Source organism: uncultured Microbacterium sp. (assembly GCF_963528945.1).
Classification (GTDB): domain Bacteria; phylum Actinomycetota; class Actinomycetes; order Actinomycetales; family Microbacteriaceae; genus Microbacterium.
This window is the reverse complement of sequence record NZ_CAURWX010000002.1, coordinates 407,570-420,987: the sequence shown is the minus strand read 5'-3', so window position 1 is coordinate 420,987 and position 13,418 is coordinate 407,570. Positions and strand designations below refer to the sequence as shown.

The window sequence follows — 13,418 nt, the reverse complement described above, 5'->3', positions numbered from 1 at the left end:
TGCCTTATGCGTCGCGTCTCCGCCGTCCTTCTCGCCGCCGTCCTGGCCGCCGGCCTCGCCGGGTGCACACAGCCACCGGCCGGAGCCTCCGCCCCGGCATCCGTCGACGGCGACTGCCCTCAGGCATCCGTCGCCCTGGCCGATCTGCCCCTCGTCGACGACGTGCGCACGGTCGAGGGCGGCTCGACCGCATGCCTCTCGAGCGACGCCATCGAACCCGTTGCGGACGAGACCGCCCCCACCCTGCCCGCGAGGTGACCGACAGCGAGGGCCGCGCGGTCACCGTGGACTCGACCGACCGCATCCTCCCCATCGACATCTCCGGCACCATCGCCGCGACCGTCTTCGCCCTGGGTCTGGGCGATCAGGTGGTCGGGCGCGACGCGTCGACGCAGTTCGCCGGCACGCACGACCTTCCCGTCGTCACGCAGAGCGGGCACACGCTCAACGCCGAGGCCATCCTCGAGCTCGCTCCGACCGTCGTCCTCACCGACACGACCATCGGCCCGAAAGAGGTGCGGCAGCAGCTGCGCGACGCGGGCATCGACGTCGTCGTCATCTCGAGCGACCGCCGCCTCGACACCACCGACGCCCTCGTCACCGAGATCGCCGACGCCCTCGGCGTGCCGACCCGTGGTGCCGCGCTCATCGAGAGACTCGATGGCGAACTCGACGACGCGCTCGCCGAGATCGCGGAGGTGACCCCCGCCGAGGCATCCGACCGCGCGCGGATGCTCTTCCTCTACGTGCGCGGCAGCGCCAACGTGTACTACATCTTCGGCGAGGACTCCGGGGCCGACTCGCTCATCGACGCGGTCGGCGGCGTCGACGTCGCCGAGGAGATCGGCTGGGAGGGCATGAAGCCGATGACCGCCGAGGCCCTCGTCGCCGCCCAGCCCGACGTGCTCGTGATGATGACCGACGGCCTGGAATCCGTCGACGGCATCGACGGGCTCATCGAACGCATCCCGGCGCTCGCCGAGACGCCGGCCGGCGCGAACCGACGCGTCATCGACATGGCCGACAGCGAGATCCTCAGCTTCGGACCGCGCTCCGCCGAGATCATCCGCGCCCTCGCCCGCGCCCTGTACGCCCCCGAGCCCGTCGGATGACCTCGGAGGTCGTCACCCCCACGCCGGCCACCCGGCGTGGTCTGCGGTTCGCCGTGGTCGTAGTCGCCCTCGTCGTCGCCCTCGCGACCACGTGCGTCGCGTCGATCACGAGCGGCCAGTACCAGTTGTCACCCACCGACCTCCTCGGCGTGCTGCTGCGCGGCATCGGCATCGACACGGCGTGGGCACCCACCGGCACCACCGACTACGGCGTCATCTACAACCTGCGCCTTCCGAGGCTGGTGCTCGGCCTGCTCGTCGGGGCGGCGCTCGCGGTGTCCGGCGTGCTCATGCAGGCGATCTTCGGCAACCCTCTGGCCGACGCCGGCGTGGTGGGGGTCTCGTCCGGCGCGGCACTCGGCGCGGCAGCGAGCATCACGCTCGGTCTCGCCACGTTCGGCATGTGGACCACACCCGCGTTCGCGTTCATCGGCGGGCTCATCGCCGTGCTCTCGGTCTACTTCATCAGCCGGTCGAATGGGCGCACCGAGGTCGTCACACTGCTGCTGACCGGCATCGCCATCAACGCGATCGCCGGCGCCGGCATGGCCTTCCTCACCTTCATCGGCACCACCTCGACCCGTGAGCAGATCGTGTTCTGGCAGCTCGGCTCGCTCAACGGCGCGCTGTGGTCGAACGTCGGCCTGGTCGCCCCGCTCGTCGCGGTCGGCATCCTCATCGGTCTCATCGTCGCCCCGCAGCTCGACCTCTTCGCCCTCGGCGAGCGCACCGCCCGCCACCTGGGCCTGAACGTCGAGCTGCTGCGCATCGTCGTGATCGTCACGGTCGCGCTCCTCGTGTGCGCGGCGGTCGCGTTCGCCGGCATCATCGGCTTCGCGGGCCTCGTCGTGCCGCACCTCATGCGCATGATCATCGGCCCGGCGCACCTTCCCCTCGTGATCGCCTCCGCTCTCGGCGGCGCCCTGCTCATCGCCGTGGCCGACCTCGTCGCCCGCACCGCCGTGCCGTTGGCCGACCTGCCCATCGGCATGATCACGTCGCTCGTGGGCGGCCCGTTCTTCCTCTGGCTGCTGGTGCGCACGCGCCGCCGCGCGGGGGGCTGGGCATGACCGTGCGACTGCGGGGCGCCCGTCTCACCGTGCGCGTCGGCGAGGGCCGGGCGATCCTCGACGACGCGGCGATCGAGATCCGCGCGGGAGAGGTGCACGCGCTCGTCGGGCCGAACGGCGCGGGCAAGTCGACGTTGTTCGGCGTGCTCGCGGGCGACATCACCCCGCAGTCGGGCAGGGTGCATCTCGACGGGGCGGCGGTCACGGGCATCCGCTCCCGTGCGCTCGCGCGGCAGCGCGCGGTGCTGCTGCAGGAGAACACGGTGACCTTCCCGTTCACCGTCGAACAGGTCGTGCGCATGGGCCGTGCACCCTGGGCACGGTCGGCGGAGGCAGACGATGACGACGAGATCGTCGCCGAATCGCTCGCCGCGACCGAGGTGGCGCCGCTCTCCGCGCGCGCGGTGACCTCGCTGTCGGGCGGAGAGCGGGCACGGGTCGCGCTGGCCCGAGTGCTGGCGCAGCGCACCGGCATCCTGCTGCTCGACGAACCGACGGCCGCTCTCGACCTCAAGCACCACGAAGACGTCATGCGCCTCATCGCCGCGCAGACCAGGCGCGGGGCCGCCGTCGCGATCGTGCTGCACGACCTCAACGCCGCCCTCGCCCACGCCGACCGCGTGACGCTGCTCTCGGGCGGGCGGGTCGTGGACTCGGGCATCCCCTCCGATGTGCTGACGACCGAGCGGATCGAAGAGGTCTACGGACAACCGGTGGACGTCTTCCCCCATCCCGTCTCGGGGGTTCCGTTGGTGGTGGCGCGGCGCTGATCCCGTGGCCGCGGGTGGGTGGCACCTGCGGGGTCGGCGAGATGCAGGCGTCGCGGCGAGATGCAGGAAGGACTCGGCGCGTTCGGCCTGCAGATCGCCGCCGAGCCTGCATTTCGCGGCAAGGCGGGGCGGGGAGGGCGTCAGGGCCGCAGGGGCAGCACGCCGACGAGGTCGGCACGGGTGCCAGAGGCGGCGATGCGACCGGATGCCGCGGCATCCGCCCAGGCCTCCTCACCGAGCGCGACGGCGATCCACGTCGCCGCGTCCATCTCGACCACGTTGGGCGGGGTCCCCCGGGTATGCCGAGGACCCTGGATGACCTGTACCGCGCCGAAGGGCGGCACGCGCACCTCGACGCTGTTGCCCGGCGCCTTCTCGTCGAGCAGCTGCAACAGGTACCGCACGGCCGTCGCGAGCGCCGTGCGGGGCGGCTTCTCGCCCGCGGCATCCGCTCGTCGCACCGTGTCGAGGGCGGCGCGACCGTCGACGATGTCGATCCTCCTGGCCATCTCCCCACCCTACGGCCCGCGTAGGCTCGCAGCATGAGCATGCATCCGGCCGGCGCGCGCGCCGAGCTGCTCGCCGCGGCGAGCGCGCACTCCTGGGGCGGACCGTTCCCGGCCCTGCTCGAGCCCGAGACGGCGCACGACGCCGCGGTGCTGGTGCTGTTCGGGGTGCTCGACCGCGAACCGGCGGTCGTCTCCGACGCGGCGGTCGCCCGTGATCTCGACGTGCTGCTGCAGCGCCGCGCCTCGACGCTGTCGTCGCACCCCGGTCAGGTGTCGTTCCCCGGTGGGCGCGCCGAGCCCGACGACGCGGATGCCGTCGCCACCGCGTTGCGCGAGGCCCAGGAGGAGACGGGCCTCGACCCGGCGGGAGTCGATGTGCTCGCCTCGCTGCCCGCCCTGCCGCTCGCCGCCAGCAATCATCGCGTGACCCCGGTGCTCGGATGGTGGCGGATGCCGTCGCAGGTCGCCGCCGTCGACCATGCCGAGACGGTGGAGGTGTTCCGGGTGCCGGTCGCGACGCTGCTCGACCCCGCCACACGGTACACCTCGGTGCGCACCTTCGGCGACCGCACGTTCCGCGCGCCGGCGTTCGACGTCGACGGGACGATCGTGTGGGGGTTCACCGCGATGGTGCTGAGCGGCATCTTCGACGCCGCGGGCTGGACGGTGCCCTGGAACACAGCGGACGAGCGCCCCGTCTGAGCCGCGCGCCGCGAAGCCCCCGCCGCATCGACCCGAAACCCGGCGGGCCCGCTCGATAGGCTGGGCGGGTGAAGATCCTCGTCCTCGGTTCCGGTGCCCGTGAGCACGCGATCATCCTCGCCCTGCGAGCAGAGCAGACGGAGCACGAGATCTTCGTCTCCCCCGGCAACGCCGGCATCGCTGCCGATGCGACGACCGTGTCGGTCGACATGCTCGACGGCGGCGCGGTCACCGCGTTCGCCAACGAGCACGCGATCGACCTCGTGGTCGTCGGCCCCGAGGCGCCGCTCGTCGCGGGTGTCGCCGACGCGCTGCGTGAGCGCGGCATCCCCGTGTTCGGCCCGGGCAAGGCCGCCGCGCAGCTGGAGGGCTCGAAGGCGTTCGCCAAGCGCATCATGGACTCCGCCGGCGTTCCGACCGGCCGCGCGGTGCGCGCGGCGACGGTCGCCGAGGTCGAGGCCGCCTTCGACGACCTGGGCGCCCCGCACGTCGTGAAGGCCGACGGGCTCGCGGCGGGCAAGGGGGTCATCGTCACCTCCGACCGCGCCGAGGCCCTCGCGCACGCCGAGCAGTACCTGCCGGCCGGGCCCGTGCTCGTCGAGGAGTTCCTGACCGGCCCCGAGGTGTCGCTGTTCTTCCTCAGCGACGGCGACACGGTGCGTGCACTCAGCCCCGCGCAGGACTTCAAGCGCGCGCTCGACGGCGACGCCGGGCCCAACACGGGCGGCATGGGCGCGTATTCGCCGCTGCCCTGGCTCGCCGAGCAGTTCGGCAGCGAGCACGACTTCGTCGCCGAGGTCACCCGCGACGTGGCCCTGCCGGTCGTGCGTCAGCTCGACGCCGAGGGCACCCCCTTCATCGGCCTGCTGTACGCCGGGCTCATCCTCACCCCGGCCGGCGTGCGGGTGATCGAGTTCAACGCGCGCTTCGGCGATCCCGAGACCCAGGTGGTGCTGCCGCGCCTGCGCACCCCCCTCTCGGAGCTGCTGTTCGCCGCGGCATCCGGCACCCTCGAAGACCAGCCCGAGCCCGAGTTCTCGGATGACGTCGCGATCACCGTCGTGCTCGCGAGCGAGGGCTACCCCGAGGCGCCGCAGACCGGTCGCCCGATCGAGCACCTCGCCGACGCCGCGGCCGTGGAGGGCGTGCGCATCGTGCATGCCGCGACCGCGGGTCCGGATGCGCCCGGCGGCGACCTCATCGCGACGGGCGGCCGCGTGCTGAACGTGGTGGCGACGGCATCCGACTTCGCCACGGCCCGCGCCCGCGCCTACGACGCCATCGCACGCATCTCGCTCGAGGGCGCGCACTACCGCAGCGACATCGCGGCGCGCGTCGCGGGATGACCGACGCAGACCCGATCGGCGCGTCCGCACGCGCTGCGCCCCCGACGGGCGAGGCGGCGGCGACGGCGCGCCTCGACGCCCTCGCCGAGGATCTCCGCCGGTTGCGCCTCGACGCGGGCGACGTCTCGTACGCCGAGATCGCGTCGCGCATCGCCGCCCGCCGGGTGTCGGAGGGGCGCGATCCCGGCGCCGCGCGCATCGCCCGGTCGACGGTGTTCGACGCGTTCCAGACCGGTCGCCGCCGCATCAATCCGGCGTTGGTGCAGGAGATCGTGCTCGCCCTCGGCTACGACGCCGACGAGGCGGAGCGGTGGCGGATGCGGTACCTCGACGCCCGGCGCCCCGAGCGGCCGACGGATGCCGTCACCGACGCCGAGCGAGACGCCACAAACGGCACTGCCCCTGCGCCCGCCACCCCGCCGCGCTCGTCCCGCTTCGGAGCGCATCCCGGTGCGCTCGTCGGGGCGCTCCTCGCGTGCGTGGGGCTGAACGTGTACCTCGGCACCCTCATCATCCGCCACGAGGTGCCGCTGTACCTCGACATGATCGGCACGGCCGCGGCGTCGTTCGCGTTCGGACCGTGGTTCGGCGCCCTGGTCGCCCTCATCACGAATCTGCTGGGCTCGCTCGTCGCCACCCCCGAGACGATCGTCTTCGCGCTCGTGAACATCACGGGCGCGCTCGTGTGGGGGATCGGCATCCGTCGCTTCGCGCACACCTTCCCCCGGTTCATCCTGCTGACGGTGGCGGTCGCCCTCGCCTGCTCGATCATCGGCGCCCCGCTGAACGTGCTGATGTACGGCGGGCCGTCGCTGCACTCCGGGTTCCTCCTCGCGTCGCTCGCCCATGCGATCGGCGATCCGTGGGCGGGCACCTTCGGGGTGAACATCGGTGTCTCGATCATCGACAAGACGATCTCGGGAGCGGTCGGGCTGCTCATCGCCGGCCTGTTCGTGCGGTGGGGCCTGGGGACCGAGCGGATGCCTCCGGTCCTGCTGCGTCGCCGCGGCGAGCACGCGTCCGACCCCGGCATCCGCTGACCCTCGTTACCCACCGGCACCGCCCGTCAGCCGATTCCGTGGCGGTCGAAGGCGGCACGCAGGTCTTCCGCGCGCAAGGCGACGAGGTCGCCCGCGCCGGCCTCCTCGCCCACGCTCAACCGCAGGTCGCGAGCTTTCATCGCCGCCTCGATCACGATGCGCGCCTGCCGCGCGTTCCCCCACCCCTCGGTGGCGAACGCTCCGGCGCGCTCGGCCGCGGCGAACCGCTCCCGCAGCACCGCTCGGGCGTCGTCGTCGATCTGCTGGCCGGCGCGACGCCCCATGCTCTCGGCGATCTGCACCAGCTCGTCGACCGTGTACGGCAGGAACTCGATGCGGTCGGTGAACCGCGACGCCAGCCCCGAGTTCGACGCGACGAAGCGGTCCATGTCGGCGGGGTACCCGGCGGCGATCACGAGGAACGATCCGCGCTCGTTCTCCATGCGCGGCATCAGCGTCTCGATCGCCTCCTGGCCGAAGTCCTGCGGTCCACCGCCGACGAGCGTGTACGCCTCGTCGATGAACAGCACGCCGCCCATCGCCGCATCGATGCGCTCGTTCGTCTTCGGCGCGGTGCTGCCGATGTGCGCGCCGACCAGGTCGCCCCGGGCCACCTCGACGATCGCCCCGGTAGGGAGCAGACCGAGGGCGCGGTAGAGGCGTCCGAGCAGGCGCGCGACCGTGGTCTTGCCGGTGCCCGGCGGCCCGACGAACAGCAGGTGCTCGAGGGGGACGGGGCCGGCGGTGATGCCCGCCTCGCGGCGACGCAGGTCGAACCGCGCCTGGGCGAGCAGCTCGCGGATCTTCGTCTTCAGCGCCGGCTGTCCGATCTGCGAATCGAGCTCGGCCAGCACGTCGTCGACCGACTCGGCGGCGGCGACGACGGCGATGCGTTCGATATCGCAGGCGGCGCGCATGTCGTCGACCTCGATCGTGAACAGCGCGTCGATCGCCGTGAGCGCGTCGTCGGGACCGCCCTGATCGGACACCCGCAGGTCGCGCTGCTGCACGGCACGGTCGAGCACATTGCGCACTGACCGCCCGTTGCCCCACTCCTTCGACGCGAAGGCGCCGACGGCCTCGGCGGCGGTCAGGCGATCGAGCAGCAGCGCGCGGGCATCCGCCGTCAGCTGCTCCCCCCGCGCCTGGGCCATCCCCTCGGCGATGCGCACGAGCTCTGGAGCGGTGTACGCCGTGAACTCGATGCGGGTGACGAAGCGCGAGGCGAGCCCGACGTTCGTCGCGAGCAGCGCGTCCATGTCGTCGGGGTAGCCCGCGGCGATCGCGACGAACTTGCCGCGGTCGTTGTCGAGCCGCGGCAGCAGCGTCGCGATGGCCTCGCGTCCGAAGTCGTTGTCGCCGCCCTCGGCCAGGGTGTACGCCTCGTCGATGAACAGCACCCCGCCCATCGCGTCGTCGATCACGGCGGTGGTCTTCGACGCGGTCTGTCCGACGAAACCCGAGACCAGCGCCTGCCGGTCGACCTCGACGATCTCGCTGCGCGGCAGGATGCCCATCGCCCGATACAGGCGGGCGATCAGTCGCGCGACCGTGGTCTTGCCGGTTCCCGGCGGGCCGACGAACAGCATGTGGTCGAGCGGGAAGGCTCCTCCCCCTCCCCCGTGCGCCATTTTCCGCTGCTGCACCCGCGCCTGGGCGAGGATCGCTCGCACCTGTCGCTTGAGGGCCGGCTGCCCGACCTGCGCGTCGAGCTCGGCGAGCACGTCGTCGACCGACTCCTCCACGCCGGACACGCGCCCGATCGCGAGGTCGTCGCAGGCCGCATCGACGTCGCCCGCGCCGATCTCGACGAGCGAGGCGCGATCGCGCGCGCCCGACATGCTGATGCGCAGGTCGCGGTGGGTGATCGCCGCTTCCACGACGTTGCGCATCGCTCGGGCGTTGCCCCAGTCGGCCCGTTCCAGCCCGCCGCGCCGCTCCTCGTCGGCGAGCCGAGCGGTGAGTCGTGTGCGGGCGTCGTCGGTGAGTTCGTTGTCCATCCCGGCGGCCATGTGCACCGCGATGCGCAGCAGCTCGTCGGGTGCGTACGAGGTGAAGGTGACGGGCGGGCGGAAGCGCGACGCCAGCCCCGGGTTCGCCTTCATGAAGGCCGACATGCGGTCGCCGTAGCCCGCGATGATGCAGACGAACTCGGAGCGCTTGTCTTCGAGCTCCTTCATGAGCACGGCGATCGCCTGGGTGCCGAAGTCGTTGTCGCCTCCCTCGGCGAGCGTGTACGCCTCGTCGATGAAGAGCACTCCGCCCATCGCGTCAGCGATGACCTGGCTGGTCTTCTCGTCGGTGCCGCCGACGTTCGACGAGACGAGGTCGGGCCGCGACACCTCGTGCACGACCGGCGCCTCGAGAACGCCGAGCGCGTGGAAGAGCCGCGCGACCAGACGGGCGACCGTGGTCTTGCCGGTTCCCGGGGGACCCGCGAAGACCAGGTGACTGCCGACGCGGCTGGGCTTGAGACGCTGCGCCTCGCGCAGCTTGTTGATCTCAACCTGGTGCACGATGCCGCGCACCTCGCGTTTGAGCTGCGCCTGACCGACGATGGCGTCGAGCTCGGAGAGGATGACGTCGATCGGCTCGACCGGATCCGGCTCGTCGACGAATGCCGCGGCGGGAGGCGCCGCGGGGCGGATGCCGGAACCGCTCGGCAGCCGGAACCCCGGCCGCGTAGGCAGCAGGAACTCGACGGCGCCGAACGTCGGCGGCTCGCTGCGGCTCGCCCCGTAGAGGCGAACGGCAGCGTCGGGTGCACCGAACTCGAGCTGCACCCGGGGGAACTTCACGTCGGTGACCGTCGAGATCGCGGCGTCGAGCGCGCGCGTCTCGCACGTGACCTCGGCCACGGCCGAGGAGTGGACCTCGACCGTGACGGCCCGTCCGTCCGCTCCCACGACCTCGAGGGAGTCGTGGCGGATGCGGAGGGCGACGCGCCCCGTCGGCGGCATCTCGCGGAGCGCGGCACGCAGCTCGTCGCCGCGAAGACTCAACGCCCCCGTCGCCGCCCCCACGATCGCGAGAGCGTTGTAGGCGTCGATCGCCGACCGCTCGTCCCAGAGCGGCAGCACCAGCACGCGCGGGCCGTTCGGGCGGCGCACCAGGAGTTCGCCGTCGGCCCGCGCCACCTCGACGGTCTCGGAGCGGTCGAACTCCTCGCGGAGGGCGGCTGCACACCCCTCGGGTACGACCGCCGCCCCGGACGTTCCGGGCGCGATCTGCGCCGGCACCGTCATCACTGCGAGTCCGGCGTCGGTCGCGGCCCAGGCCACCAGGCCGTCGGGGGAGGCGTGCAGCATGGTGCCGCTCCGCGGTGACGACGCGTCGTCGGACCGGGCCGGTGAGAGCTTCTGCAGCGCGAGGATCAGGTCGCCTGCGCGCAGCGTTCCCCACGACTGCGCGCGCCGCCACCGGGCGTCGGCACCCCCGGCGCCTCCGACCCGACCGCCGTTCAGGGCGCCACCGGGGGCGTCATCCCCTCGGCGGGCACGAACAGGTCGGGGATCCAGCCGCCCGCGAGCGAGAAGCACAGAGCGGCGATGGCCATAGTGCCCCAGCCCGCGGTGAACAGCCACGGACGCTTCGCCCGGAAGCGACGCGGCGTGATGAGCGCGCGGAACAGGAAGAACCCGCCGATCAGCGCGAACACCGACCCGAGGATCTGCAGCAGCTCGATCATCGCAGGCCCTTCGTGCGGTTCGCGGGGTCGGCGGCCTTGTAGTTCAGCTGGTACTGCTTGCGGAACGCGAGACCCCAGAACGCCCAGCCGAGCAGGGCGCCGAAGAGCAGCCAGATGAAGCCGCCGCTGGCGATGTTCGCGAGTCCGACGAGGATGAGGATGACCGCGACGATCGCCAGGATGATCTTGCCGAGACCCAGCTGCACCTTCGTCTTGGTCTGGGCCGTGTGGTACTCGCGCATCCCGGCGACCGCCCGACGAACGTCGGCATCCTGCGGCGCCATGACCTCGATCTCGCGGATCGCCTCGTCGTAGTACGTCGCCTGCGCCTTGTTGAGGATGATGTGACTGCGGGGTCCCGCCGGGCTGAGGCGCGTCTCCGCCTCGGCGATGCGCGACAGGGCGAACGCCGCCCGCACCTCCTCGTCGCCGGGGTGCGCGGCGAGCAGACGGCGCGATTCGGCCAGCGCCTCGCGGGCCAGCCCACGCTGACGCAGCCCGGCGATCACATAGCGCATGAGTCGCTGCGCGCGCTCGTCGTCGGGGTAGGAGTCATGCAGACGCCACGCCTCGGCGACCGCCGTCTGGATGTCGCCCGCGGCCTCGATGTCCTGCACGGCCAGCACCACGAGCAGCACGGCGTCACTGTCGCCGGGGAACCGGCCGAGGATCGACCCCGCGAGGGCGAGCGCATCCTTCGGCCGCTTGCGGTCGCGCAGGTACTCCGCGGCCGCACGCAGCACCTTGAGCGCGAAGGTGTCGTCGGGGAACCGGTCGACGAGGGTCCACGCCTCGCGCACGGCCTCGTCGACGCGGCCCTGGTCGAGCATCGCCCAGGCGACGCGACCCTGATAGTACGGGTTCGCCGGGGGCGAGTGCCACGGCCTCGCGGAAGGCGCGTTCGGCCTCGGCGTACCGGCCCATGCCGTCGAGCACCCCGGCGCGCATCTCCAGCGGCACGGGGTCACCGGGCATCCGATGCACCAGCTCGGCCGACGCGAAGTCGGCGTCCTCGTGACGCTTTAGGTCGGTGGCCGCCCAGACGTAGACGAACCAGGCGAGCAGCCCCGCCGGGTCGGCGTCGGTCCCCTTCTTCGCCGCGAGGAAGGCGTTCCGCACGTCACCGGCGTCGTAATAGGCCTTGGCGCGCTCCCCCCAGCCGCTCGCGACGGGCTCGGGGGCCGTCGGCGCCGCGGCCGCGGGCGCGCTACGGGTCGACGTCAGCTCGCGGTCGTATGCGGCTCGGGAGGATTCGTCGAGCAGCGTGGTCTCGGCCGCCTCGATCTGCTCCATGCGCTGCTCGGCGGTGCGCGCGCGGTTCTTGTCGGGCGAGCCGGTCATCTGCCGCCACTTGCGGCGGGCGGCCTTCAGGCCGGCGCGGATCGTGTCGGCATCGGCGGCCGCATCGATGTCGAACAGCGTGTAGTAGTCGTCGACCACAGGAGCAGTCACACTCATGCGCTTCTTCTCTCAGTTCGGGTGGGTAACGGCCCTAGCGCGCGGACGGCGCGGGGGCGGGCGTGGCGGACGTCGCGGATGCGGTCGTATGCGGTGTCGGGATGGTGCGCGGGAGGGCCGCCGGCTTCAACGCCACGGCGGGGGCCGTGGGCGCGGCCGCCACGACGGGTGCCGGCTCGGCGAGGCGGTCGATGCGGTCGACCGCCTCCTCCACCTTCTCGGCGGTCAGGTTCGCGACGCGCTCGATCGAGAAGGCGCCCACGTAGAGGTCGTCGGGGAGGCGGTAGATCTCGACCGTCACCGTCTGGTCGACGTCGTAGCGGTAGACCACGGCGAAGTCGACCCCGGCCGGCCATTCTTCCTCGAGCTCGACGATGCCCTCGCCGATCACGGTCGTGAAGTCGGGGTCGGGGTCGTCGCCCTGGGTCACGGTGACGACGAGCCGCGTGCGCGGGCCGCGCGTCGAGAGCACGTTCACGCCCTGCGCGGGCACCTTGGTGTTCTTCTCGATGAGCACCCAGTTGCGCTCGTTCTCGTCCTCGTCGAGCGCGAGCGTGCCGAGAGCGTGCGAGGTGACGTCGGCGATGCGCACGTCGGCCAGCGCCGCCGGCGGCGGCCCACCCACCAGGGCCGCCTGGATCGCTGCCCCGAGCGCCACCGAGAGATCGGGATCGACGCCCTCGACCGGCGTGCGCCCGGCCAGCCGCTCGATGAGCGAACGGATCGCCGGCATCCGCGTCGACCCGCCCACGAGCACCACGTTCGAGATGTCCCCCCAGCCGATCCCGGCCTCGTCGAGCGTGTCCTCGACGAGCTCCTGCGTCCGCCGCACCAGCGATCGCGTCGCGGTCTCGAACTGCTCCCGCGTCACCGCGACGCGACGCTCGACGCCGCCGTGCACGACGGCGATCTCCGTCGACTCCTGCGTCGAGAGCGCACGCTTCGCCTGCTCGGCGGCCTCGCGCAGAGCGGCCACCGCATCGAGGTCGTCGTAGAAGTCGCTCGCGCCATGACGTTCCTCCAGCTCCGTCACGACGAGCGACATCAGCGCGTTGTCCCAGTCGAACCCGCCGAGGTTGCGGTCGCCCTCGGTGGCCAGCACGACGAACTCGTTCCCCTCGATGCCCAGGATGCTCACGTCGAAGGTGCCGCCGCCCAGGTCGTACACCAGCGTGATCTCATCGGTCTGCGCAGCGACGCCGTAGGAGAGTGCGGCGGCCGTCGGCTCGTTCAGCACCCGCAGCACGTTGAGCCCGGCGATCTCTCCCGCCTGCTTCGTGGCCGTGCGCCGCGAGTCGTCGAAGTACGCCGGCACCGTGATGACCACGTCTTCGATCGGCTCCCCCAGGGCCGCCTCGGCCTGCCGCACGAGTGCGCGCAGGATGATCGCCGAGATCTCCTCCGCCCGGTACTGCTCGTCCCCCGGGGAGTCGTACCGCCAGCTGGGGTCCCCCATGTGTCGTTTGACGTGCTGCACCACGTCGTCCGGACGCACCCCGGCCTGATGCTTCGCCTCGTGCCCCACGATCGGCGCATCCGCGCCGCCCGCGGTCTCGAAGAGCACGACGGAGGGCGTCGTCCCCCGGCCCTCGGCATCCCTCAGGATCACGGGCACCCCCGACTCGTCGACGATGGCCACCGCCGAGTACGTCGTCCCGAGATCAATGCCGACAGCTCGTCCCACCGTCGCCCCTTCCGTCCGCGGCACGGCCGCTGCTCCTGC

Annotated in this window: 12 protein-coding genes; 7 read left to right on the top strand and 5 right to left on the bottom strand. The window is 72.3% G+C overall.

Translation table 11 applies throughout. The annotated features are described in order from the left end of the window. The first annotated feature begins 6 nt into the window (after window positions 1-6). From RWS82_RS09155 to RWS82_RS09140, 4 genes are read left to right on the top strand one after another with little or no spacing between them, the layout of a single operon-like run. The gene (locus RWS82_RS09155) at window positions 7-258 is read left to right on the top strand and encodes a hypothetical protein (protein WP_314649137.1); all 252 of its coding nucleotides are present in this window, start codon (window positions 7-9) and stop codon (window positions 256-258) included. Beyond that, window positions 255-1,112, top strand: a complete 858-nt coding sequence (locus RWS82_RS09150; protein WP_314649133.1) for an ABC transporter substrate-binding protein — start codon at window positions 255-257, stop codon at window positions 1,110-1,112. Before RWS82_RS09155 ends, RWS82_RS09150 begins: the two co-directional genes overlap by 4 nt. Further along, on the top strand, window positions 1,109-2,182 hold the full coding sequence (locus RWS82_RS09145; protein ID WP_314649130.1) for an iron ABC transporter permease: 1,074 nt from the start codon (window positions 1,109-1,111) through the stop codon (window positions 2,180-2,182). The genes RWS82_RS09150 and RWS82_RS09145 overlap by 4 nt, the downstream gene beginning before the upstream one ends. Continuing rightward, a complete protein-coding gene (locus RWS82_RS09140; protein WP_314649127.1) occupies window positions 2,179-2,952 on the top strand; it encodes a heme ABC transporter ATP-binding protein in 774 nt (257 codons plus the stop codon). Before RWS82_RS09145 ends, RWS82_RS09140 begins: the two co-directional genes overlap by 4 nt. Before the next feature lie 140 nt (window positions 2,953-3,092). Here the strand turns inward: RWS82_RS09140 and RWS82_RS09135 are convergent, their stop codons facing one another. After that, window positions 3,093-3,461 (bottom strand): sterol carrier family protein, encoded by a 369-nt coding sequence (locus RWS82_RS09135; protein ID WP_314649125.1) that lies wholly within the window; start codon window positions 3,459-3,461, stop codon window positions 3,093-3,095. A 33-nt stretch (window positions 3,462-3,494) separates the two neighbouring features. On the opposite strand from RWS82_RS09135, the gene RWS82_RS09130 reads away from it, so the two are divergent. The 3 genes from RWS82_RS09130 to RWS82_RS09120 all read left to right on the top strand — a co-directional run bounded on the left by RWS82_RS09130 (window position 3,495) and on the right by RWS82_RS09120 (window position 6,549). Next, a complete protein-coding gene (locus RWS82_RS09130) occupies window positions 3,495-4,163 on the top strand; it encodes a CoA pyrophosphatase (protein WP_314649123.1) in 669 nt (222 codons plus the stop codon). 68 nt (window positions 4,164-4,231) lie between these two features. Next, window positions 4,232-5,509: a phosphoribosylamine--glycine ligase gene (gene purD / locus RWS82_RS09125; RefSeq protein WP_314649121.1), complete on the top strand. Its 1,278-nt coding sequence runs from the start codon at window positions 4,232-4,234 to the stop codon at window positions 5,507-5,509. Further along, window positions 5,506-6,549: an ECF transporter S component gene (locus RWS82_RS09120; RefSeq protein ID WP_314649119.1), complete on the top strand. Its 1,044-nt coding sequence runs from the start codon at window positions 5,506-5,508 to the stop codon at window positions 6,547-6,549. The genes purD and RWS82_RS09120 overlap by 4 nt, the downstream gene beginning before the upstream one ends. 26 nt (window positions 6,550-6,575) lie before the next feature. On the opposite strand, the gene RWS82_RS09115 is transcribed toward RWS82_RS09120, so the two are convergent. From RWS82_RS09115 to RWS82_RS09100, 4 genes are all read right to left on the bottom strand, one after another. After that, entirely contained in the window at window positions 6,576-9,857 is a 3,282-nt protein-coding gene (locus RWS82_RS09115) for an AAA family ATPase (RefSeq protein ID WP_314649118.1), read from the bottom strand. A 152-nt stretch (window positions 9,858-10,009) separates the two neighbouring features. Next, a complete protein-coding gene (locus RWS82_RS09110) occupies window positions 10,010-10,237 on the bottom strand; it encodes a hypothetical protein (protein WP_314649116.1) in 228 nt (75 codons plus the stop codon). Further along, a complete protein-coding gene (locus tag RWS82_RS09105; RefSeq protein WP_314649114.1) occupies window positions 10,234-11,067 on the bottom strand; it encodes a hypothetical protein in 834 nt (277 codons plus the stop codon). Before RWS82_RS09105 ends, RWS82_RS09110 begins: the two co-directional genes overlap by 4 nt. Window positions 11,068-11,729: 662 nt before the next feature. Then, window positions 11,730-13,379, bottom strand: a complete 1,650-nt coding sequence (locus RWS82_RS09100) for an Hsp70 family protein (protein ID WP_314649112.1) — start codon at window positions 13,377-13,379, stop codon at window positions 11,730-11,732. Between the last annotated feature and the right edge of the window lie 39 nt (window positions 13,380-13,418).